Annotated in this window: 20 protein-coding genes; 8 read left to right on the forward strand and 12 right to left on the reverse strand. The window is 73.0% G+C overall.

The genetic code is table 11. The annotated features are described in order from the left end of the window. Positions 1-140 precede the first annotated feature (140 nt). Positions 141-1,376 (reverse strand): glucose-1-phosphate adenylyltransferase, encoded by a 1,236-nt coding sequence (glgC, locus tag E1267_RS22650; protein WP_132334665.1) that lies wholly within the window; start codon positions 1,374-1,376, stop codon positions 141-143. Between the two features lie 209 nt (positions 1,377-1,585). Here glgC and glgA point away from each other — a divergent pair, with 209 nt between their 5' ends. Next, positions 1,586-2,755: a glycogen synthase gene (glgA, locus tag E1267_RS22655; RefSeq protein ID WP_132334667.1), complete on the forward strand. Its 1,170-nt coding sequence runs from the start codon at positions 1,586-1,588 to the stop codon at positions 2,753-2,755. 221 nt (positions 2,756-2,976) lie between these two features. On the opposite strand, the gene E1267_RS22660 is transcribed toward glgA, so the two are convergent. After that, positions 2,977-3,381, reverse strand: coding sequence for a nitroreductase family deazaflavin-dependent oxidoreductase (locus E1267_RS22660; protein ID WP_132334669.1), 405 nt, complete (start codon positions 3,379-3,381; stop codon positions 2,977-2,979). A gap of 169 nt (positions 3,382-3,550) precedes the next feature. Here E1267_RS22660 and E1267_RS47350 point away from each other — a divergent pair, with 169 nt between their 5' ends. Next, the gene (locus E1267_RS47350) at positions 3,551-9,691 is read left to right on the forward strand and encodes a CHAT domain-containing protein (protein ID WP_132334671.1); all 6,141 of its coding nucleotides are present in this window, start codon (positions 3,551-3,553) and stop codon (positions 9,689-9,691) included. Here E1267_RS47350 and E1267_RS22670 read toward each other — a convergent pair. Then, positions 9,631-9,942, reverse strand: coding sequence for a hypothetical protein (locus tag E1267_RS22670; protein WP_132334673.1), 312 nt, complete (start codon positions 9,940-9,942; stop codon positions 9,631-9,633). The genes E1267_RS47350 and E1267_RS22670 overlap by 61 nt on opposite strands. Before the next feature lie 18 nt (positions 9,943-9,960). Then, entirely contained in the window at positions 9,961-10,473 is a 513-nt protein-coding gene (locus E1267_RS22675; protein ID WP_132334675.1) for a hypothetical protein, read from the reverse strand. 100 nt (positions 10,474-10,573) lie between these two features. Between E1267_RS22675 and E1267_RS22680 the strand changes: the two genes are divergently transcribed. Continuing rightward, positions 10,574-11,101: a hypothetical protein gene (locus E1267_RS22680; protein ID WP_132334677.1), complete on the forward strand. Its 528-nt coding sequence runs from the start codon at positions 10,574-10,576 to the stop codon at positions 11,099-11,101. Here E1267_RS22680 and E1267_RS22685 read toward each other — a convergent pair. Both E1267_RS22685 and E1267_RS22690 read right to left on the reverse strand, forming a co-directional pair. Then, the gene (locus tag E1267_RS22685; protein ID WP_132334679.1) at positions 11,098-11,649 is read right to left on the reverse strand and encodes a GNAT family N-acetyltransferase; all 552 of its coding nucleotides are present in this window, start codon (positions 11,647-11,649) and stop codon (positions 11,098-11,100) included. The two genes, E1267_RS22680 and E1267_RS22685, sit on opposite strands and share 4 nt — an antisense overlap. A gap of 43 nt (positions 11,650-11,692) precedes the next feature. Further along, positions 11,693-12,400, reverse strand: coding sequence for a sirohydrochlorin chelatase (locus E1267_RS22690; protein ID WP_246064147.1), 708 nt, complete (start codon positions 12,398-12,400; stop codon positions 11,693-11,695). 290 nt (positions 12,401-12,690) lie between these two features. Between E1267_RS22690 and E1267_RS22695 the strand changes: the two genes are divergently transcribed. Continuing rightward, positions 12,691-13,986, forward strand: a complete 1,296-nt coding sequence (locus tag E1267_RS22695) for an MFS transporter (protein ID WP_161714553.1) — start codon at positions 12,691-12,693, stop codon at positions 13,984-13,986. On the opposite strand, the gene E1267_RS46555 is transcribed toward E1267_RS22695, so the two are convergent. Continuing rightward, on the reverse strand, positions 13,983-14,144 hold the full coding sequence (locus E1267_RS46555; RefSeq protein WP_246064149.1) for a hypothetical protein: 162 nt from the start codon (positions 14,142-14,144) through the stop codon (positions 13,983-13,985). The genes E1267_RS22695 and E1267_RS46555 overlap by 4 nt on opposite strands. 349 nt (positions 14,145-14,493) lie before the next feature. Further along, complete coding sequence (locus E1267_RS22705; RefSeq protein ID WP_165959741.1) at positions 14,494-15,828, reverse strand: MFS transporter; 1,335 nt, start codon at positions 15,826-15,828, stop codon at positions 14,494-14,496. A 102-nt stretch (positions 15,829-15,930) separates the two neighbouring features. Between E1267_RS22705 and E1267_RS22710 the strand changes: the two genes are divergently transcribed. From E1267_RS22710 to E1267_RS22720, 3 genes are all read left to right on the forward strand, one after another. Next, positions 15,931-16,602 (forward strand): GntR family transcriptional regulator, encoded by a 672-nt coding sequence (locus E1267_RS22710; RefSeq protein WP_246064151.1) that lies wholly within the window; start codon positions 15,931-15,933, stop codon positions 16,600-16,602. Between the two features lie 9 nt (positions 16,603-16,611). Next, positions 16,612-16,971 (forward strand): DUF2203 domain-containing protein, encoded by a 360-nt coding sequence (locus tag E1267_RS22715; protein WP_132334685.1) that lies wholly within the window; start codon positions 16,612-16,614, stop codon positions 16,969-16,971. A 63-nt stretch (positions 16,972-17,034) separates the two neighbouring features. Beyond that, positions 17,035-17,604, forward strand: a complete 570-nt coding sequence (locus tag E1267_RS22720) for a CGNR zinc finger domain-containing protein (RefSeq protein ID WP_246064153.1) — start codon at positions 17,035-17,037, stop codon at positions 17,602-17,604. A 49-nt stretch (positions 17,605-17,653) separates the two neighbouring features. Here E1267_RS22720 and E1267_RS22725 read toward each other — a convergent pair whose 3' ends face one another. Beyond that, entirely contained in the window at positions 17,654-18,967 is a 1,314-nt protein-coding gene (locus E1267_RS22725; RefSeq protein WP_132334687.1) for an MFS transporter, read from the reverse strand. Between the two features lie 171 nt (positions 18,968-19,138). Between E1267_RS22725 and E1267_RS22730 the strand changes: the two genes are divergently transcribed. Continuing rightward, complete coding sequence (locus E1267_RS22730; RefSeq protein WP_132334689.1) at positions 19,139-19,768, forward strand: alpha-ketoglutarate-dependent dioxygenase AlkB; 630 nt, start codon at positions 19,139-19,141, stop codon at positions 19,766-19,768. Between the two features lie 76 nt (positions 19,769-19,844). On the opposite strand, the gene E1267_RS22735 is transcribed toward E1267_RS22730, so the two are convergent. The 3 genes from E1267_RS22735 to E1267_RS22745 are packed head-to-tail and all read right to left on the reverse strand — an operon-like array spanning position 19,845 to position 21,464. Further along, positions 19,845-20,006 (reverse strand): hypothetical protein, encoded by a 162-nt coding sequence (locus tag E1267_RS22735; RefSeq protein WP_220449619.1) that lies wholly within the window; start codon positions 20,004-20,006, stop codon positions 19,845-19,847. 10 nt (positions 20,007-20,016) lie between these two features. After that, positions 20,017-20,925 carry an alpha/beta fold hydrolase gene (locus E1267_RS22740; protein WP_132334691.1) on the reverse strand — a complete coding sequence of 303 codons (909 nt, stop codon included), beginning with the start codon at positions 20,923-20,925 and terminating at the stop codon, positions 20,017-20,019. Beyond that, positions 20,922-21,464: a GbsR/MarR family transcriptional regulator gene (locus tag E1267_RS22745; protein WP_246064155.1), complete on the reverse strand. Its 543-nt coding sequence runs from the start codon at positions 21,462-21,464 to the stop codon at positions 20,922-20,924. The genes E1267_RS22740 and E1267_RS22745 overlap by 4 nt, the downstream gene beginning before the upstream one ends. Positions 21,465-21,473 lie beyond the last annotated feature (9 nt).

Raw genomic sequence — 21,473 nt, forward strand, 5'->3', positions numbered from 1 at the left:
GGCCCCCCACCGATCGGCGACCCCTGACTGACAACCGACCCCGTGGTGCTCGGCTCCTGTGACACCGTTGCCCGGCGCTCCGGCACCGCGCCGGTCGCCCTCACGGGAACACCTCCGCGACCGCCTCCGGAATGTTCCGGCTACCGGTCGACGATCTCGTTCTTCCCGATGACCACGACCCCGCCTCGCGTCAGCGCGAACCTGGTGCGGTCGTACTCCAGGTCGAAACCGATCCGCGCGCCCTCGGGGATCACCACGTTCTTGTCGATGATCGCTTTGCGCACCACCGCGCCCCTGCCGATCTTGACGTTCTCCATCAGCACGGAGTCCTCCACTAGTGAGTGGGAGTGGAGCACCACTTTCGGCGACAGGACCGATCGGATCGCCGTACCGCCGGAGACGATCACGCCGGGGGAGACCAGCGAGTCGATCGCCCGCCCCACCCGGTCACCGTCGTTGTGCACGAACTTGGCGGGCGGCAGCGGGTCGTGCCCGGTGTAGATCGGCCACTTGTCGTTGTAGAGGTTGAACACCGGATGGGCCGAGATGAGGTCCATGTGGGCGTCGTAGTAGGCGTCGAGCGTCCCCACGTCGCGCCAGTAGCCGCGGTCGCGTTCGCTGGAGCCGGGGACGATGTTGTGCGCGAAGTCGTACACATCGGCGCCGCCCGACTTGACCAGCATCGGGATGATGTTTCCCCCCAAGTCGTGTTTGCTCGTGGGGTCGAGCGCGTCCTCGCGCAGCGCGTCGATCATCGACTGCGTCTTGAACACGTAGTTGCCCATCGACGCGAACACCTCGTCGGGAGAGTCGGCCAGCCCCACCGCGTCTTTCGGCTTCTCCCTGAAAGCGACGATCCGGCGGCCCTCGGGGTCGGTCTCGATCACGCCGAACTGGTCGGCCAGCGACAGCGGCTGCCGGATCGCCGCGACGGTGACGTCGGCGCCGGAGTCCTCGTGCTGCTCGACCATCTGCTGCGGATCCATGCGGTAGATGTGGTCGGCCCCGAAGACGATCACGTGCTCGGGCATCTCGTCGTAGATCAGGTTCAGGTTCTGGAACAGGGCGTCCGCCGAACCCGAGAACCAGCGCGGGCCGAGCCGCTGCTGCGCCGGCACGGGGGTGACGTAGTTGCCCAGCATCGCCGTCAGCCGCCAGGTGCGCGACACGTGCCGGTCGAGGCTGTGGTTCTTGTACTGCGTGAGCACGACGATCTTCAGGAAGCCGCCGTTGGCCAGGTTGGACAGCACGAAGTCGATGAGCCGATACATCCCCCCGAACGGCACGGCCGGTTTGGCCCGATCCGCCGTGAGCGGCATGAGCCTCTTGCCCTCTCCACCTGCCAGCACGACCGCAAGCACCTTCCGGGACCTCATGTTCTGGACGCTACCCTCAAATGGCCGATCTATCGACGAAAGCCCGCACGGTGGCCCTCGCGCGTGTCCGGATTTGCGGATCAATGTGCCCTTGGGAGTTTCCTGGTCAGAGGCTCGCCGACGTGTCCTGGGCCGGCGGAAGCGGTCAACGGTGCAACACTCGCTCCTTGTGGTGGTCCGCCGGACGTGGACCGCCATAAAGTCGTGTCATGCGTGTTGATCTGCTCAGCCGTGAATACCCGCCGGAGGTTTACGGCGGAGCCGGTGTGCACATGGAATACCTGGTCAGGGAGCTGCGGAAACTGGCCGACGTGCGGGTGCGCTGCTTCGGGGCCGGGCGCGCCGAGGCGGGGGTGTCGGCCTACCGCGTGCCGGGCGGGCTCGAAGGCGCCAACCCCGCACTGCAGGTGCTCGGCGTCGACCTGGAGATGGCCGCCGCCTGCGAGGGCGCGGACGTCGTTCACTCGCACACTTGGTACGCCAACTTCGCCGGGCATGTCGCGAAGATGCTGCACGGCATCCCGCACGTGGTCACCACGCACAGCCTCGAGCCGCTGCGGCCGTGGAAGGCCGAGCAGCTCGGCGGCGGCTACACGATCTCGTCGTGGGCAGAGCGCACCGCCCTGGCGTCCGCCGACGCGGTGATCGCGGTGTCGGAGGGCATGCGACGCGACGTCCTGGCCGCCTACCCCGAGATCCCGCCCGGCAGGGTCACCGTCGTGCACAACGGCATCGACACCACGGAATACGCCCCCGACCCCGGCCTCGACGTGCTGCGGATGCACGGCGTCGACCCCGCCAGGCCCTACGTCGTGTTCGTCGGCCGCATCACCCGCCAGAAGGGCCTGGTCCACCTGCTGCACGCGGCGCACTCGTTCGACCCCGGCGCCCAGCTCGTGCTCTGCGCGGGGGCGCCCGACACGCCGGAGATCGCCGCCGAGGTGACCGCGCTGGTGCGCGGCCTCGACCGCGACGGCGTCTTCTGGATCCAGGAGATGCTGCCCAAGCCCGAGGTGATCCAGCTGCTGACGCACGCGACGGTGTTCGTGTGCCCGTCGGTCTACGAGCCGATGGGGATCGTCAACCTGGAGGCGATGGCCTGCGAGACGGCCGTGGTGGCGACGGCGACGGGCGGCATCCCCGAGGTGGTGGCCGACGGCGAGACGGGGCTGCTGGTGCCGATCTCGCAGAGCGGCGACGGCACGCCGCACGACCCGGAACGGTTCGCCGCCGACCTGGCCGACCGCGTCAACACCCTGCTCGGCGACCCTGCTCGCGCCGAGGCGATGGGCCGGGCCGGCCGCGCCCGCGCGGTCGACCACTTCTCCTGGTCACGCATCGCCCACCGCACACGCGACCTCTACGCCGCGCTTGTGTGAAGGTCGAACCCTTCCATCCGGTACGGCGGAGCCGGCGGCACGCCACCCGCCGCACCACGCCGGGGGCCTCCAGGGAGACGGCCTCTGACCCGCACAGGGCCGAGCACCGTAACGGCGCCCGGCGGGCCGCTTCCGTGGTGGGTCGTGGGCCGTGCCGGCGACGCCCGATCACCGGCCGTCCCGGTCATGGCCGGCGGCGGGCCGTCTCCGCGCCTCGCGGGTCAGTCGATGCGTTCGAGGACGACGACCGGGATCTCGCGATCGGTCTGGCGCTGGTAGTTGTCGTAGTCCGGCCAGGTGGCCGTCATCAGCCGCCAGAGCTCCGGCTTCTCCTCAGGGGGCGCCGTGCGGGCGCGGGCCTTGAACCGCTGGTCCTTCACCTGCACGTCGACGTCCGGGTTGGCGACGAGGTTCTTGTACCACTCCGGATGGTCGGGGTCGCCGCCCTTGGAGGCCACGATCACGTAGGCGTCGCCGTGGCGCTGGTAGATGAGCGGCGTCGTGTACGGCCGGCCCGACTTGCGGCCTTTGGTGGTGAGGAGGAGCACCGTGGTGTTGTTCCAGTCGTGTCCCTCGGCGCCGTCGGTTTCCTGATAACGCTGGACATGTTCCTTGCCGTAGAGCATGCACCGTGACTACCCGCCACCGGCGTGACCTCACCGTTACGCGCCGGGGTCTGTACGGGAAGTTGGCGACGCCGGCACGCCACGTTTGTGCAAGCGCTTACAGCGGCACGAGCCGGCACCGTGATCAGCACTTCTGTACGCGGGCGCACGCTGGTGAGAGCCTTTGGCCATGACCGACCCGGCCGAGGCACTGGCCGCCCGCATCGAACGCTTCGAGCAGGCCGCCGATCCCGACCTGATCTGGGATCCGGCGGCGCTGTCCGAGGCGGAGGAGGCGATGCGCGCGTGCGCCGGCGACCGCTCCGACGCCACCGCATGGCGCCTGATCGGCATGCTGCACCTGGCCCGCTACCGGCTCGACCAGCGGATCACCCAGGACGCCGCGGTCGCGGGCGCGTTCTTCGCCGCCGTGGCGCTGCTCGACCCGGGCCGCCTGCCCGAACGGCTGCGCGGCTCCCGCCTGCCGGCCGGCGACTCCGCCGCCGGCTGGGCCGGGCTGGTCGAGGAGATCTTCCGCATGGTGGATCCGGGCGCGTACCCGCACGTGGGGCTGCTGGTCCAGGCCCTGGTCCGGCACGCGATGACACGTCCGGGGGCGGACGAGGTCGCCGAGCGGCTGGGCGAAGTGCTCCTCCAGGAGTCCGTACGCCCGCCCGTCCCGGAAGACCCCGTCGGCTCGGACGCCCCTGAGGCGTCGCCCGGCTCCGTGGCGACGGGCGACCCGGGCGGCACGGGCGACCCGGGCGGCACGGACGGCCCGCCCGGATCCGGCGGTTCGCCCGGCCCGGCCGACCCACCGGAACCAAGCGGCCCTTCCGGAACGGGCGGTGGCGCGCGGCGGGACGCGCCCGCGCGGGGGTCCCGCTCGGGCGAGCGTGTGCGTGCGACCGGCCCCGCGTGGGCGCCCGGCGCCCTGGCCGCGCTGGGCGGCGGACTGGTGCGGCTGCACGAGGAGACGGGTTCGCCCGAGGCCGCCGACGACGCCGTGCACCTGCTGTTCCGCGCGGCCCTCGCCGATCCCGCCACCCACCTGGGCGAGTTGGCGGATGCGCTCAGCCGCGCGGCGCCCGGTGACGAGGACCTGGTCAGGGCCTACCTGAGAGCTGCGCGGAGCCCTGCGGCCAGCCAGAGCAGGTCACAGTCGCTGCGCGCGCTCGTCGACCTCACCCGTGAGCGGGCCGACCGGTCGCTGTCGGACGGCGACCTGCTGGCGTTCATCAGGGTGGGGCAGTGCGCGCTGGACTTCTGGCACGAGCCGTGGGCCACGTCCGGGGTGCTGGCCCCGTTCGCGAGCGGGCTGGTGGAGTGGTTCGTGGTCACGGGGGACGAACGCTCGCTCGAAGCCGGCATGGAGATGCTGGAGGCGATGCGCGTGACGCCCGGCGAGACGATCCGAGGGCTCGGCGAGGACCCCGTCGCGCGGCTCGTTCTGCTGGGCGAGCGCCGCCGGAGACGCTACGCCGTCACCGGAGACCTCGCCGACCTGGACGCCGCGGTCAAGGCGGCAGGCGAGGCGGCCGCGCTCGCCCCCGCCGGACACCCCGAGCGTGCCCGGCTGCTCGCCGGCCTGGCGAACGCGCTGCTCAAGCACGCCGTCGCCACCGGGGGTGATCCGGCAGAGCCGGTCGCGGCGGCCCACGCCGCGCTCGCCGCCCAGGACCGCTACGACGCGGCCAGGCCCGAGGTGCTGGTGCTGCTCGGCCGCGCGCTGACGCTGCGTCTCACCGCCGAGAGCGCCGACGAGGCCGTCGCCACGTTGCGCGAGGCGCTCGCTGCCGGTGACCGGCCGGCGCTGCGGGCCGAGGCGTACGAGCTGATGTCCGGGGTGCTGCGGTGGCGTGCCACGCGGGCGGGACGGCAGGAGGACCTCGACGACGCCGTCGAGTCCGCCCGCCAGGCCCTCGAGCTCGCCATGAAGAGCGCCCGCGACCCGGCGCCCGCCCAGCACACCCTGGGCGAGGCCCTGCTGGCCCGCTTCTCCGCACGCGGCGACACGGACGACCTGAGCGAGGCCCTGATCCTGGCCACCCCCGCCGACGCCGGCGGGCCGCCGGCGCGGCTCGGGGACCTGCTGGAGGACCTGCTGGAGGATCTGATCGAGCAGCCGGACCCGGTTCCCGTGGACGAGCGGCTGGCGCAGGCCGCGACCGGGCTGGCCCTGCGCTCGCCGGACGAGGAACTGGCGGGAAAGCTCCTGCGGCTGGCCGAACGGCAGGCGCGAGCGCCGGAGGAGCGTGGCGAGCACCTGCTCCAGGTGGCGTCGCGGCTCACCGAACTCGGCCGTCCGCGCCTCGCAGGCCACGTGCTGGGGCGGGCCTCCACAGCGTTCGACCAGGCCGGGTCGCGCGCGCGGATGGCGTACGCGCTGTCCCGGCAGGGAGCGGGCGAGGAGGACGCCGGACTGCTCGACCGGGCGCTGGAGGCGTACGAACGCTCGGCCGCGCTCTACGGCGAGCTGGGCGAGCCGAGCTCACAGGCGCGACAGCTCGGCAACAAGGCAGCCGTTCACCTGCGGCGCGGCGATCCCGCGCGTGCCGTCGAGGAGCACCTGCGCGCCGTCGCCCTGTGCGAGGACGCCGGGCTGGCCGCCGAGGAGGCCTCCCACCAGGAGCGCGCGGCCGAGGCCCACCTGGCCGCGGGGAACCCGGCGGCGGCCGTGGTCCGTACGGCCAGGGCCCGCGAGCTGTACCTGGAGCTGGGCGAGACCGAGCGGGCGGCCATGGCCCTGGTGCCCGCCGCAAGGGCGGCCGTCGACCAGGACGACCTCACGGCGGCCGGTGAACGCATCACCGCCTGCGCCATCGAGCTGGAGGCGGCAGGAGCGTGGGAGGGAGCCTGCGGGACGCTCGACGCGCACGCCGTCATGCTGGCCGCGCGCGGCCACCGCGCGCAGGCGGCCGCCTGCGAGACCCGGCTGGTGGAGATCGTACGGCGGAGGGGGCGGCGTCGCGAGCCCGCCGACGAGTGGTACCGCATCGCGCGCCGCCGCCGTGAACGCGGCGACGTCGACGGCGCACGTTTCGCCTTCGAGCTGGCCGGACGCGACTACGAAGCCGCCGGCCACGACGACGGGGCCGGGTCCGTCAGGTACAACCTGGGCGCGCTCGCGTACGCGGAGGGCGAGTCCGAGCGGGCGCTGGAGGGCTTCGGGGCCGCGGCGGAGGCCTTCGCCCGGCTGCGCGCCCCCGCCAAGGAGGCGACGGCCCTCACCATGCGGGCCGCCTGCCTGACCGCGCTCGACCGCGCCGAGGACGCCTCGGCGGACCTCGACCGGGCCATGGAACTGGCCGCCGTCGCGGACGACTCCGAGGCGCTCCTGGCCGCCACCCTGGGCCGGGCCGCTCTGGACGTGCGGCTCGGCGAGCTGCGCGAGGCGGGCGAACACCTGCGCTCGGCGCTCGGGCCGGCCGCGGGAGACCCGCTCAAAGAGGCCGTCGTACGCGACCGGCTGGCGGCGCTGGCCGCGCGCACCGGTGACGTGGCCGCGCAGGTGCCGGCGCTGGAACAGGCCATGGCCGGCTATCGGGACAGCGGCCAGGACCGGCTGGCGGCCCTCGCCTCCGTCAGGCTCGGCTTCGCCCTGGAACGACAGGGCGAGTTCCGCCGCGCCAGGGCCGCGCTCGAGACCGGCCTCACGGAGCTGGAGACGGCCGGGGACGTGGTGGGGGCGCCGTTCGAGGTGATCGCGCCCATGGCGGGGGAGCTGGACGCCGAGATCCTCTCGCGGCTGGCCGCCATCCAGTTGGCCCTCGGGGACGTGACCCGCGGCCGTACCACCCTCACCCAGGCGGTCACCACCCTGCGGGCGGGCGGCACCCCGGATGACAGGGCGGAGCGGCTGGAGCTCTGGCTGCGCGTCGAGGAGGCAAAGGCAGCGGGTGACCTGCGTACGGCCCGCGCCCTCGCCGAAGAGGCACTCGCCGCCTGGCCACCCGCCGTCACCGCCGCGGGCGCCGAGGGGACGGAGGAGGGCTCATATCTGCTGGCCAGGCTCTCCGCGATCTGCCGAGCCCTGGGAGACCCGATGGCCGCCTACGACCACGCGGAGCGCGGTCACAGGCTACGCGACGGCCGCCGCGCCGAGCACCTGCGGAATTTGGGAGCGGCGGCCGGCGACCTCGGACGCGCGGACGAGTCGGTCCGGCACCTCACCCACGCCGCCGACCTGGCCAGGGCGACGGGATCAGCGCTCCCGGCCGAGCTGGTCCGGACTTTTGACCTGCTCGGCCGTGCCCTCACCGCCCAGGCCCGCTGGCAGGAGGCCACGGACGCGTTCGACGAGGGTCTCGCCCTGGTCGAGGCCCCGGTATGGCGAGCCCTGCGCGCCCCGCTGCTCGCCGGGCGGGCCGCCCTCCACCTCAGGCTCGGCGAACTGGACGAGGCGGCGGCCCGCTACCGCCAGTCCCTCGCCATCGGTGAGGAACTGGGCGGAGAGACCGGGCTCGCGGACGCCTACGGTGACCTCGCCCAGGTCCACCTGCTGCGCGATGAGCCCGGCGAGGCCAAGCCGCTCGCCGAACGTTGCCTGGCGCTCGAACGCGCCCGCGGCAGGGGGCGCGGCCTGGTGCGCGCCCTGATCACCCTGGCCCGGCTGGAGGGCTCGGCGCGTGCGGTGCTGCTGCTGGAGGAGGCGCTGGCCCTGGCGGAGGAGCTCGGCCACCGTCCCGGCGCGGCGCTCGCCATGAGCCGCCTGGGCGCGCACGACCTCACGACCGGCTCGTACGCCCGCGCCCGCCGCCGGTTGTCCACGGCCGTCGACCTGCTGACCGACCTCGGACACGACCTGGAACTGGGCCTCGCCTGCCACCACCGCTCCCTGGCCGCGGAGGCGCTCGGCGACCTGCCCGCGGCCCTGGCCGACGCCGAACGCGCCTTCGAGCTCGCTCACCCGCCCGCCGGCGGCCGAGCGCTCGACCTCGCCGTACGCCTGCGCCGCGGCCTGACCGCCTGGGCCATCACCGAACGCGCCAAAGCCACCGCCCTGGCCGCTCACCTCGACCCTCCACCGCACGACGACCCGGGACAACGCGACCCCGCCGACAGCGGGCCAGGCCTCGCCCGGCCGGACGGGCCCGTGCGCCCGGTGCGGTGGCCCGCGCCCGGCCCGGTGGCCGGTGAGACGCTGGAGGACGAGCGGCGGGGGCTGGACGCCGTGCGTACGCTCATGACGGCCGCCCGCAACACGCGGGACCCGGAGGAGGCGGCGGCGCTGCTCCGGAGGGCCCGCCAGGCCAGGGCCGGCCTGGAGGCGGTGTGGCGGCGGATGGAACCCCTGGCCCCCGCGCACGTGGCGCTGCGGCGTGGCGCACCCCCCGACCAGGCCGAGCTGGACGCCCTCGTCGCACCCCGCTCACCTGCGGCCTCAGGCGGCGTCGGGCTGCTCGGGTTCTCGGTGGGCGAGGGCAGCGTCACCGTGCTCGCCCACCGCACGGGCTGGGCCGGGCCGCGGGTGTTCCCGACCTCGGCGGGCCGCGACGTCCTGAACGACTTCCTCGAAACCGTGCGCAGACGGCCCGGGCTGCTGGAGGTCGAGGCCCGCCGGCGCCGCGCGGACCTCTGGCGCCGGCTGGCCGATCTGCTGCTGGGGGAGGTGCTCGAGGCCTTCGGCGACGACCTCGACGTCGTGCACCTCCTCCCGCACGCCGAGTTGCACGGCATCCCGCTCCACGCGCTCGCTCCGGACGGCCGCACGCTGATCGAACGCTTTCCCGTCGCCTACGCTCCGTCCGCCGCCGTCCTGACCCGCCTGGCGCGGCGTCCCGAAGCGGACAAGGGGAGCGCGCTGGTGCTGGGGTTCCCGCAGGAGGCCGAGGCGGAGGAGATCGCCGCGCTGCTCGGCACACGGCCGCGCACCGGCCCGTCGGCCACGGCGGCGCTGCTGCCCGGCACGTGGGAGGTGCTGCATCTGGCGTGCCACGGAGTCTTCGGTCAGGGTGACCCGTCCGGCTCGGGCGTCCGGCTCGCCGACGGCCTGCTCACCGCCGGAAGGTTGATGAGCATGAACGTCGACGCCCGGCTCGTCGTCCTCACCGCCCACGAACAGAGCCACGGGTCGGTCCGGAGCGCGGAGGACGTGGCCGCGCTGGGACACGCGTTCCTGCACGCGGGGGCCAGGTCGGCGCTGCTGGCGCTCTGGCCGGTGGCCCCCGAGATCACCCTCGCCCTCCTGCGCGACTTCTACGCCAGGCGGCGCGACGGCGAGGGCGCGGCGCGGGCCCTGCGCTCGGCCGTGCTCGGGTTGCGCGAGCTCTACGGCTCGGCCGAGCCGGAGCTCTGGGCGCCGTACGTGCTGGTCGGCCTGCCCGGCTGATCACCGGTCCACTTCGAGCCGGGCATGAGCGTGACCAGTGCGAGGTGGCCGAAGAAGCCGACCGCTAGCCCCACCGCGTAGCCGCCGAACACCTCCGGCGAGCCGAGCAGCGCCGTCACCGCTCCCCCGCCCACGACGGCCAGCACCGCGGAGAGGTCGGACAAACCGGCCGCGCCCGGCCGGTGGCGCTGGGTCGTGCGGGCCAGCCATCCGATCACGATCCCGAAGCAGATGGCACCGATCACCGCCATGCGCGAACCTCCTGGTCGTCAGGCCGCTCCCGTCGAACGATCTCCGATCACCATCGCACGGGGGAGCCGGGACGGCCAGAGATAGGGACGGGCCGCGCTCACCAGCTCCGCCGCGGCGCCGGGGGTGTCGACGGACAGGGCGTTGTCGGGGGTGCGCTCCCGGACGTCCTGGTCGCGGATCGCGAACACGGCGGGGGCGACGCCCACGTCGCCGTAGCGCTCGGTCACCGCCTCGCCGATCGCCCTGCGCACGTCGCCGACCACGTCACGCGCGGTGTGGCCGGCGCCGGAGGCGGCGAGGTGGCCCAGCATGCCGGCGAAGCGCAGCTCCGTGTCGGCGGCGGGGCGCTGCCCCGGCAGCACGGGCCGGTCGAGCCAGAACACCCTGCCCGCCAGGAACGCCGCGTAGCCCGCGCCGTCGCGGCCGAGCACGCGCGCCGTGCCGGCGAGCAGCTCCCCGAACCCGGCCAGGTCCGCCTCCGGCGGCAGGTCCGTGGTGACGAACAGGGGCACGATCAGCGAGTCGAGCATGGCAGTTTCCCTCCGTGAGGAGGCTCATCGTAGGACGCCCGACCGACAATCACGGATCCTGCCACTCCGCCTGCCCGGTAAGGGCGCTAAGGTCACGAGAATGGCAGAGGCTCTCCTGATCACGGGCACCGTGGGCGTGGGCAAGACCTCCGTAGCCGACGCCGCCGGCGACGTTCTGACGGACGCGGGCGTGCCGAACGCGGTCATCGACGTCGACTGGCTGCGCCGCGCCTGGCCCGCACCGCCCGATGATCCCTTCAACGGCGCCCTGACCCTGCGCAACCTGCGCCCGGTGGCGGCGAACTTCCTGGCCGCGGGCGCGCGGCGGCTGGTGCTGGCCGGAGTCATCGAGAGCCACGCCGACCGCGCCGGCTACGCGGAGGCGCTGGGCGTGCCGCTCACCGTCTGCCGGATCCACGCCGCACTCCCAGAAGTCCACAGAAGGCTGGCCGTGCGCCACACTCACGACCCCGGCTCACTTGACTGGCATCTCAAGAGAGCGGGGGAATTGGCGTCGATCCTCGACGCGGCCGAGGTCGCCGACTACACGGTGGACGCCGCCGCGGGCTCTCCCGCCCGGGTCGCCGCCCAGGTCGTCGAGGGGTGGCGCGTCCAGCTCCGCGGCTAGGAGCGTTCGGCCCACTCGTCGTCGAGGGCCGAGTGCACGATGGAGTCGCGCCAGCCGTGCGGCGTTCGCACGTGGTGGCGGATGCGCCCCTCCTCGACCATGCCGGCCGTCAGCATCGCGAGCTGCGCGGGCAGGTTGGCGGGGGAGCGGGCGCCCCAGATGCGGTGCAGCCCGAGTTGCCTGAAGCCGAACTTCAGCAGCAGGCGTACGAGGTCGGTGCCGGTGCCGCGGCCCCACTGGCCGGGATGCAGCCCGAACCCGATCTCCGCGCTGTGGGGGTGCTCGGCCTCGATCCGCAGGCGGGCCACCCCGATCACGTCGTGGTGCTCGGCGTCGACCACGGCCAGCAGATAGAGGCGGCGCGGCTCGGCGCAGGCGGCCTCCATGGCCTGCCGGACCAGCCCGGAGACCTCGGGCAGATCGCGCGGGCGGAAGGGGGTGTGCTGCGTCGCGGCGGGGTCGCCGTAGACGGCGTGCAGGGCGGCGACGTCGGCCTCCGTGACGTCACGGAGGCCTAACCGTTCACCTTTGCACAGCACACCCCGCATGCGCAGACGGTAACGCGAGTCCCGTGATCTCTACAAGTTGCTGTCAAGTCGCGAGTTGACTTCCGTAAGCTCGCGCGACAAGTTCGGCGACGGCGCTGTGGGAGCCGAGCGGCTCCGCGTGCCCGGCTTCGATCTCCGCGGCCGCCTGTTCGACGATGCCCTCAGGGGCCTCGTGTCCGATCATGCACGGTGCAATCGCGAGGCGCTCCGCGCCGGCCTTGCGCAGTTGCCGGGCGGCGAGGGCGACCCCGGGCTCGCTGTCCATCGAGGCGGCGAGGACCGGCAGGGTGAGCCTGGAGGCCAGGAGCACCGCGGTGGCCTGCACGGCCTGTACGGCCCGCTGGCCGCCCACCGTGCCGAGGATGACGGCGTCGGTGGGGCTGCCGACGTTCAGCAGGCGTACGCGGTCGGCCCTGGCCAGGCCGCGCTCGGCGAGCCGGATGTGCAGCGCCTCGGCCAGCAGCGGGTGCGGCCCGAGCGCGTCGGTCACGGCGGCTCCCGAGCCGGAGGCCGCGACGGCCTTGCCGATCTCCGCCATGACCACGGGGTCTTCCCAGGTGAGCAGCGGGACGACGACGGCGTCGCGGCCGGAGGGCAGCGAGTCCGCCAGGTCGGTGACGCTCTTCAGCCGCACCTCGATCTGCGGGTGGTCGACGCGTACGACCGCCGCGATCTCCTCGGCCACTCCGGTGATCTCGCCGGGGGTGGCGAGCACGAGCAGGGGAGCGTCGGGCGGCAAGGACGTGGGCACGGGACGGCGGTGGCGACCGCCTCCTGGCCGGGGGGAACGTTCACGTACAGGCAGGCTCACAGGCGCGCAGTTTATGCCCATTCAGAGCCGCCCGTTCCGCGAATCGATGGCGATTCCGTCACAACCTGCCATGCCCGGCCACGAGATGGACCGCTCCGCTCGCTGAGAGTGGTCGAGATGGGTTTGTGATGGCCGAAAAGATTGACTTGCCGGTACGAAACGGAAACCCTTGAGTAACTAGAAACGCGTTCTAGAGCGACAGTCCCAGGTCCGTCCCCCGGAGGATGGGAATGAAGCCGTTCTATGTCCGCGAACTGAGCGTTTATCCCGTCGGCCGCCGCAGGATCTTCCTGCTCGCGATAGCCGTGCTGGCCAGCCTCGTGGTCAACTTCGAGACCACGATCGCCACCATCCTGCCTCTCCTCATGGACGACCTGGGCATGTCGCTCACCGTCTACGGCCAGATCGCCGCGCTGTCGGTGCTGGTGGGCGGGATCTCGGCCGGGTTCGGCGGCATCCTGTCCGACCGGTGGGGCCGGGTCAAGATCCTCGTGCCGACCCTGACCGTCACGGCCGCGTGCAATTTCCTGCTCGCCACCGTCGACACCGTGGCCGGGCTGTTCTGGATCCGGTGCCTCATGCTGTTCATCGAGGGCGCCGGCATCACGATCACCGCGTCGCTGGTGCGGGACTTCTCGCCGCGGATGGGACGGGCGCAGGCGTTCGCGTTCTGGACGTGGGGGCCGGTCGGGGCCTCGTTCCTGGCCGCGCTCATCGCGGGTTTCACGCTGCCGCTGTTCGGCAACGCGTGGCAGTCGCAGGCGGTCATCATGGGCGTCGTGTCGCTGACGATGTGCGCGATCATCGCCTGGAAGATCGCCGAGCCGTCCGCGGCGCTGCGGGCGCAGGTGCTGGAGGACGAGCAGGCCGTACGGGTCGGCGAGATCCTCGAGCACGGCAAGGTCAGGGAACTGTTCAGGCATCCGCACCTGTGGGCGCACGTGCTCGGCAACACCGGCTGGCAGGTCCTCTACTGGACGTTCGCCATCTTCGGGCAGACGATCCTGACCGGCGCGTTCGGCATGGACGCGGCCGTGGCCAACCGTGTCGTGGCGCTGAGCATCGTGGTCAACGCCCTGGCCGTGGTGGTCGTCGGCCGCATGTCCGACCGGATGCGGCTGCGCAAGCCGTTCATCGCCGTGGGGACGGTGCTGACGGCCGGGGCGATGGCGTACTTCATCGCCCTGATCGGGCCCGGGGTCCCCACCGCCCACGTGACCGTCGTGTACGCGCTGATCCTGCTGTTCATGGGCGTCGCGTACGTGCCGTGGATGGCCAACTTCTCCGAGAACGCCGAGGACGTCGAGTCCCGGCTGCAGGGGTCGGCCCTGGGCCTGTGGGGCATGGTCGTCCGCGTCATGATCGTGGCCCTGCTGGTCGTGTCGCCGATCGTGGTGGAGGCCGGCGGCTGGCAGACGTGGCTGACCGTGGCGCTCGCCGGGCAGGTCGTGTTCCTGCTCTCCATGGCGGCCTTCAAGGGCCGCTGGCGGCAGGAGCGCACGGTCGCGCCGACGATCCCCGCCTAGCGTGCGGGGACGACGACCGACTGCGGGTTGCCGGGGGCGTACACCGTGATGCCCTGCGGAAGCGACTTGGGCTTCTCGATCTCGGCGCAGGACGGGCACTTGTCGTAGCCGTCCTGCCTGGCCCTGTTCGGCTCCGCCTCCGCCTTGGCCTGGGCCACTTTCGCCTGGGCCTCGGAGACGCAGCGCGTTGTCGATCACCGGCCGGACGGGCTGGCCGAAGAAGGCCGCCCAGCCCTCGTCGCCCTCCCACGGGTGGAGCGAGCTGTCGTCCTGGGCGCGGAACGTGCGCGTCCCGTACTTGTCGTCGAACGTCTTCAGCGTCTCGTGGTCGAGGTTGAGCGTGAAGTAGAGGGTGCCCTCGACGCCGAGGTTGACGCCGTCGCTGCTCGGGACCGTCACCACGTCCACCCCGAGCGCGGTCGCCCGCTTGGCGTCCGCATGGGGCTCCTCTCGCGCGGGCGGCGTCGGCAGCCGCCGCCCGCGGCTTTCGCGGCATCGTCGGAGAGGTCAGGCGAACGGCCCCACCTGGCCCGGCAGCGAGGGCTTGGCGGGGACGCCGGGATCGGCGGCGAGGTCGAGGTCGCGGGTCTCCGGGGCGATGGCCAGGCCCACGGCCGTGACCGCCAGGGCGACGACCACGTACACCGACACCGCCAGCGTGGTCTGGAACGTGTGGAAAAGCTGGAGCGCGATGACGGGTGCCAGCGAGCCGCCGACGATGCCGGCCACCTGGTAGCCCATGGAGGCGCCGCTGTAACGCAGGCGGGTGCTGAACAACTCGGCGATGAACGCGGCCTGCGGGCCGTACATGGCGGCGTGCGTGACCAGCGCCACGATGGCCGCCAGCGCGATCAGCGGGAAGGACTTGGTGTCGAGCAGCGGGAAGAACACGAACACCCACACCGCCGCGGCCACCACGCCCGCCAGATAGACCGGCCGCCGGCCGTACCGGTCGGACAACGCGCCGGCCACCGGGATCAGGGCGAGCTGCAGCGCCGAGGCGATCAGCACCGCGTTCAGCGCGTACGAGCGCGGCAGGGCCAGCTCCCCGGTGATGTAGACGATGATGTACGCCGTGAAGGTGTAGAAGGCGACGTCGACCCCGATCCGCGCCGTGAAGGCCGACAGCAGGGCGCGCGGGTGCGTGCGCAGCACCTCGACCAGCGGCATCTTGGCCTTGGCGCCGTGCTGCTCGACCTCGGCGAACAACGGCGACTCCGAGATCTTCAGCCGGACCCACAGTCCCACGAAGACCAGTGCGCCGGACAGCAGGAACGGCACCCGCCAGCCCCACGACAGGAACGCCGCGTCGGACATCGTGAAGGACATGACCGTCAGCAGGCCCGTGGCCAGCACGTAGCCCGCGGGCACGCCGACCTGCGGCCAGCTGGCGTTGAAGCCGCGCCGACGGCCGTCGCCGTGCTCCAGCGACATGATGACCGCGCCGCCCCACTCGCCGCCGAGCCCCAGGCCCTGCACGAACCGGAGCAGCGCCAGCAGGATCGGCGCGATCACGCCGATGCTCGCGTATCCGGGCAGCACGCCGATGAGGAACGTCGAGACGCCCATCACCAGCAGCGTGACCACCAGGACGGTCTTGCGGCCCGCGCGGTCGCCGAAGTGGCCGAACACGATGCCGCCCAGCGGGCGGGCCACGAACGCCACGGCGTTGGTCGTCAGCGAGGCCAGGACGGCGTTGAAGGGGTCGAGGTCGGGGAAGAACAGCTGGGGGAAAACGAGGGTCGCCGCGGTGGTGTAGAGGAAGAAGTCGTACCACTCCAGCGACGTGCCGATCAGGCTGGCGAGGATCACCCGCCGGGTCTGTTGCGTGGAGCCTGACATCGAACGCTCCCTAGAATTCGAGGGGGGATAGATTCAACGTAAGGATCGTTGAACAATTCGACAAGAGGTTTGCTCCATGATTTCCTGTCGAACGTGGATAACGTGGTTGCCGATCTCTCTCAGGACCGGCCCCGCCTGGGACGCAGCAGCACGGCGGAACGGGTGGCCGACATCCTGCGCGACCGCATCAGCGAAGGCTTCTTCCCTCCCGGCCAGCGCCTGTCGGAGGAGTCCATCTCCGAGGCGCTCGGCGTCTCGCGCAACACGCTGCGCGAGGCGTTCCGGCTGCTCGGCCACGAGCGGCTGCTCGACCACCGGCTCAACCGCGGCGTCTTCGTACGCCTTCCGTCGGCCGCCGACGTCGCCGACCTCTACCGCGTGCGCCGCGTGCTCGAAGGCGCCGCGGTTGGGCACACTCCCGACGACACGGAGCTCGCGACGATCGGCGAGGCCGTGCGCGACGCCGAGCGGGCCGCCGCCAAGGACGACTGGCAGGGCGTCGGCACCGCCAACATCCGCTTCCACCAGGCCCTCGTCTCACTCATCGGCAGCCCGAGGATCGACGAGGCCATGCGCCAGTTGCTGGCCGAGCTGCGTCTCGTCTTCCACGTGATGGAGAACCCGCGGGCCTTCCACGAGCCGTTCGTCGACCGCAACCGCACGCTGCTGGAGCTCATGGGATCCGGCAGGCCCGACGCGGCCGCCGCCTATCTCGACGACTATCTCGACCACGCCGAGCGGCTGCTCATCCACGCCTTCGAGCCGAGCCGCTAGCGTGGGCGCATGGACCGGATCTTCACCCTCGACGAGGCCCGTACACTGCTCCCCGGCGTGATCGAGGACGCCGGCGCCGTCATCTCCGCCCGCGCCGACATGGCCGAGATCGACCACGACCGGCGGACGCGGGGCCGCTCCGAGCTCGGCGGCCTGCCCGAGCTGAAGGGGCTGCAGGCCCGCATCGAGGAGATCCTCAGCGGATGGAGCGGGCAGGGCATCGAGGTCAAGGGCATCGCGCCCGTGCTCGTCGACTTCCCCTCCGAGCTCGACGGCAGGTCCGTGCGCCTGTGCTGGATCGAGGGCGAACTCGAGCTCGGCTGGTATCACCGCACCGAGCTGGGCTTCGCCGGCCGCCGCCCCCTCTGACGCCGAAGGGCGTTACCCGCGCTACGTGCACGGTTCAGGCCCCGGCGGGCTTACGCTGCTGGAGTGGAGGTTCACCCGACCGTTCACTCGACCAAGGCGATGGCCGCGCGAGCCGTCGACCTGTGCGTGGCGCTGCTGCACGAGCAGCCGTCGATCGCGTCGGTGTCGCGGATCCTGCGCGACCATGGGGAGATCGGCGAGCTCGATCTCAGCGAGAACGACCTGACGGCGATGCGGGCCGCGGCCACCCGGCTGCGCGAGGTGCTGGGCGCACCGAGCACCGGCGAGGCGGCGGCCCTGCTCAACCGGCTGCTCGCCGGCGGAGCCCAGACGCCCAGGCTCACCAGCCACGCGGGCGCGACGACCTGGCACCTGCACGTCGACAGCGGTGACGACGCGCCATGGGGTGAGTGGTTCCTGGCGTCCTCGGCGATGGCGCTGGCGGTGCTGCTCGCCGACCACCAGCGGATTCCCGGAGGGTTGTGCGCCGCACGCGGGTGCGGGCGGCCGTTCCTCGACCTCGGGGGCGGCAGCCCGCGACGCTACTGCAGCGCCCGCTGCGCCACCCGGGAGCGCGTCGCCGCCCACCGATCCCGCTCCGGCTCCGGGGCCGCGCCGCGCGTACCCGGCTGACCCCCTTCCCTGCGCCCGGCCACCTCCGGTCACCGCCTCCGGCCTCGGGTCACCGTCTCGGGAAGAGTACCGCCACGGCCACCGCCTGCAGCGCCGCTCCGGCCAGCAGGGCCGCACCGGGCGTGTACGCCGCCAGCGGGCCCGCCAGCGCGGAGCCGAACGCGTACGAGGTGATCTTCAGGCTGGCGGCCGTGGTGAACACCTGGCTCCGCAGGAGTGCGGGCGCCTCGCGGTGACGTACGGAGAACAGCGCGGTGAGCTGCGGGCCCTCACCCGCGCCCGCCACGGCGGCGGCGGCCACGGCGACCCAGAACGTCTCCGACACGGCCGCCAGCGCCATCCCGGCCCCGAGCACCGCCGTCCCGCCGGCCAGCACCCGGTCCCACCACCGGGCCGCGTCACGGCCGGCCCGCGCCCGGCTCCCCGCGCGTGCCGGGGCGCGGGTGGCGAGGAGCGCGTTCACCGCCAGCCCGCACGCGGCCATGACGGCCAGCAGCAGCGCGCCGTGGCCGCTCTCGCCGGTGAGCCGGACGCCCAGCACGGGCGCCGCCACGACCAGCATGGCCAGCCCGGCACACGAGATCATCGACCCGGCCGTGGCCCTGCGCAGCGGCGGATTCCTGACGATGACGGCGAACCCCGCGACCAGCTCCGCCCTGACGGACCGTCCACCGCCGGACGCCCCCGCCCCGATGGCGGCCGGTGCTTCGACGGGCGGGCGCGTCCCACGGGGCCGCCGGTCGGACGGCCTCGCCCCCGTGGGTGACCGGCCCGTGGGTGACCGGCCTGTGGATGACCGGCCTGTGGGGTTCGTGCCGGGGCGCGGAGGCAGGGCCCAGGCGATGGGAAGGGCTGCGGCCAGGAGCGCGACGCACGCGAGCATCGCGTGGGTGGCGCCGCCCGCGGCCGCGAGCGCGCCCACCACGGCGGGACCGGCGAGCCCCGCCACGTTGTAGGTCATGGCGTCGAGCGCGGTGGCCCGGCCCAGCCGCCCGGGCCCGGTCACCAGCGGCAACTGGGCGGTCCAGCCGCCGGTGAGCGCGGGCCCGAGCAGGCCGGTCGCGACCGCCACCCCGACGAGCACCGCCTCCGGCACCCGGCCGAGCCCGGAGAGGACCAGCAGGAGCCCGGCCGCGTACCCCGTCAGGCAGCAGGCCAGCAGCCTGCCGGGCCGCCGCGCCCGGTCGAGCAGCACTCCGAGCAGAGGCCCGCCCACGGCGGCCGAGACGGTGAGCCCGGCCAGCAACCACGACGCCGCCACGGGAGACCCTGTGACGGCGAGCCCCGCGACGAGCAGGGCGGGCCCGGACATCTCGTCACCGGTACGAGCGGCCACGGCTCCGGTCATGTAACGCCATAACATGAGCAAGACGTTACATGAAGGGTTCCGTGTGTGGGGGCGGGGTCGCCGGAAAGGGTGCTGGCGGCGCTTCCCGTCCAAGAGCGGCCCGGCCTGTACGGACTGCGTGCCGCGCAGGCCGGGCGTATCTCGGTGATCGAATGTGTGTTTGAACGATGACGTACACTCGTCGTCATGACAGCCGCGTTCCAAGCATCTCTGCTCGCCCTCGACGAGGAGCTCGCGATCGGGCCGCTCGGCGACACGGTGCGCAGGACCCACCTCGCCCACGGCGCCTGGATCGACCTCAGACCCGGCTGGCTGGCGGGCGCGGACGAGCTCTACGAACGGCTGGCCGAGACGGTTCCGTGGCACGCGGAGCGGCGGCACATGTACGACCGGGTCGTCGACGTGCCCCGGCTGCTGAAGTTCTACGACGAGCACGAGACGCTGCCCCACCCGGTGCTCGACGAGGCCAGGCGCGCGCTCGACCTGCACTACGGCGACGAGCTGGGCGAGCCGTTCCGCACGGCGGGGCTCTGCTTCTACCGCGACGGCCGTGACAGCGTGGCCTGGCACGGCGACACGATCGGCCGGGGCAGCACCGAGGACACCATGGTGGCGATCCTCTCGGTCGGCGACCCGCGCTCGCTGCTGCTGCGGCCGCGCGGCGGCGGTTCCTCGATCCGCCACGACCTCGGCCACGGCGATCTCATCGTGATGGGCGGGAGCTGCCAGCGCACCTGGGAGCACGCGATCCCCAAGACCAGCCGCCCGGCGGGGCCGCGCATCAGCATCCAGTTCCGCCCGCGCGGCGTGCGCTGACTGCCGGGACGCGACACTCCGGCGCGGCGGCCGGCCCACGCGGGCGCCGCCCTCGAACACCGGTGTCGAGGGGGGATCAGCGCAGGGTCAGGCGTGCGACCCGGCCCTGCTCGCCCGCCGCCCAGCACGACAGGTCCCGCGTGCACGACACGGTGTCGAACGAGCCGTCGTCGAACGTCCTCCAGCTCCTGCCGCCCGTGAACGTCACCTCGCTCCCGGAGGGCCCGACCGCGTTCATGTCGGGCAAATTAGCCCAAAGGATCACCAGGGTGCATCGTTGCCTGCCCCTCGCCGAGGAACTCGCCGATCAGTGCGTTGACCCGGTCGGGGACCTGGCGGCTGGACCAGTGCCCGACGCCATCAAGCAGGACGAACCGGCCGCCGGGGATGAGCGCGGCGGCGGCCCTGGTGCGGGCGGCGTTCACCCCCGCGTCCTTGTCCCCCTGGACGAGCAGGGCGGGGCAGGTGATCTCGCCGAGGCGCGGCCTGAGGTCGACGCGCATCCGCAGCGGGCCGATGGAGGCGTTCTGCCAGTCGGACGAGCCGGCTCCCGCGACCCGCACCTCCGCCATGATCTCGTCCACGACGTCGTCGAAGTCGTCGACGGGGCCGGCGAAGAGCGCACGCCTGGCGAACCGGGCGACGCTTTCTCGGCTCCTGAGCATGGCGCTCGGCAACGTTCTGCTCAGCAGCGGCAGCTTGGCGACGAGCCAGAGCGCCTGGTGCACGACGGGCGGGAACGACAGGATCCCGGCCGGGGCCAGCGCCACGATCCGGTCGACGCGGGAGGGGTGTTCGACGGCGTACGCGAGGGCGAGCGCGCCGCCCTGGGAGAGGCCGATCAGGGCGGCCGAGGGCAGGTCGAAACGGTCGAGCACCTGGGTGATGGCGGCCAGCAGGCGCTCGTGGGTGGCCTGCCCGTTCCAGGGCCGGCTCCTGCCCTGCTTCGGCCAGTCGAGGGCGAGAACGCGGTGCCGGGAGCTCAGAGCCGGGATGAGGTGCCGCCAGCTGAGCAGCGCGTTGTCGATGCCCGCCCCGCTCAGCAGCAGCACGGGGGAGCCCCGGTCGCCCGCGCTGTAGACGTGCAGCCGGCCCTCCGGGCAGGTGAGGTAGGTGCCGCGGAGCCCGGACGGCTCCGCTGCCGTCCCGCCCGTCACCTCGTGCCCTTTTCCGTGCTGCCGGCTGGGGAGGACGTTCCCTCCCCGGCACCGGCGTCTGTGGCGGCGTCTGTGGCGGCGAGGTACGCCTCCCACCGCTCCCACAGGGCCGGAAGCTCCTGTTCGAGGAACTGGTAGAGCAGGTGGACCCCGGCGAGCCGCTCACGGCGCTCGGGCGCGCTGCCGGCCAGCATCCGCAGGCCGACCTCGGTCAGTTCACGGAACGCGGCCGTCTTCGCGTACCGGATGGCGACCATGCGGCTCCACCCGTCGGCGGCGATGCGGAAATACTCCTGCCGCTCGCCCCTGCGGCGGACACCCTGGACGAGACCGCTGGGGGTGAGCAGCCGGGTGGCGCTGCCGATGGAGCTGCGGCTGACCCGGAGGACGTCCGCCAGCTCCGCCGCGCTCTGCTCCGGCGGGTCGCAAATGAGCAGCCATCCGACGACGCGGCCGGCGATCAGCGGCAGTCCCTCGCGGGCGAAGAAGACCGCGACGTCGTCGACGAACTCGAGCTCGGCTTCCGTGGGGGAACTCATGTGCCGGAC

The organism is Nonomuraea longispora, assembly GCF_004348345.1.
Classification (GTDB): Bacteria; Actinomycetota; Actinomycetes; order Streptosporangiales; family Streptosporangiaceae; genus Nonomuraea; species Nonomuraea longispora.

Bases quoted from the DNA above. Each gene is read 5' to 3' on its own strand.
- E1267_RS22680 (WP_132334677.1), top strand. From the start codon at position 10,574: ATGGCAGAGGCTCTCCTGATCACGGGCACCGTGGGCGTGGGCAAGACC.
- E1267_RS22695 (WP_161714553.1), top strand. From the start codon at position 12,691: ATGAAGCCGTTCTATGTCCGCGAACTGAGCGTTTATCCCGTCGGCCGC.
- E1267_RS22715 (WP_132334685.1), top strand. From the start codon at position 16,612: ATGGACCGGATCTTCACCCTCGACGAGGCCCGTACACTGCTCCCCGGC.
- E1267_RS22675 (WP_132334675.1), bottom strand. From the start codon at position 10,473: ATGCTCGACTCGCTGATCGTGCCCCTGTTCGTCACCACGGACCTGCCG.
- E1267_RS47350 (WP_132334671.1), top strand. From the start codon at position 3,551: ATGACCGACCCGGCCGAGGCACTGGCCGCCCGCATCGAACGCTTCGAG.
- E1267_RS22670 (WP_132334673.1), bottom strand. From the start codon at position 9,942: ATGGCGGTGATCGGTGCCATCTGCTTCGGGATCGTGATCGGATGGCTG.
- glgC (WP_132334665.1), bottom strand. From the start codon at position 1,376: ATGAGGTCCCGGAAGGTGCTTGCGGTCGTGCTGGCAGGTGGAGAGGGC.
- E1267_RS22730 (WP_132334689.1), top strand. From the start codon at position 19,139: ATGACAGCCGCGTTCCAAGCATCTCTGCTCGCCCTCGACGAGGAGCTC.
- E1267_RS22745 (WP_246064155.1), bottom strand. From the start codon at position 21,464: ATGAGTTCCCCCACGGAAGCCGAGCTCGAGTTCGTCGACGACGTCGCG.
- E1267_RS22685 (WP_132334679.1), bottom strand. From the start codon at position 11,649: ATGCGGGGTGTGCTGTGCAAAGGTGAACGGTTAGGCCTCCGTGACGTC.
- glgA (WP_132334667.1), top strand. From the start codon at position 1,586: ATGCGTGTTGATCTGCTCAGCCGTGAATACCCGCCGGAGGTTTACGGC.
- E1267_RS22660 (WP_132334669.1), bottom strand. From the start codon at position 3,381: ATGCTCTACGGCAAGGAACATGTCCAGCGTTATCAGGAAACCGACGGC.
- E1267_RS22725 (WP_132334687.1), bottom strand. From the start codon at position 18,967: ATGTTATGGCGTTACATGACCGGAGCCGTGGCCGCTCGTACCGGTGAC.
- E1267_RS22735 (WP_220449619.1), bottom strand. From the start codon at position 20,006: ATGAACGCGGTCGGGCCCTCCGGGAGCGAGGTGACGTTCACGGGCGGC.
- E1267_RS22705 (WP_165959741.1), bottom strand. From the start codon at position 15,828: ATGTCAGGCTCCACGCAACAGACCCGGCGGGTGATCCTCGCCAGCCTG.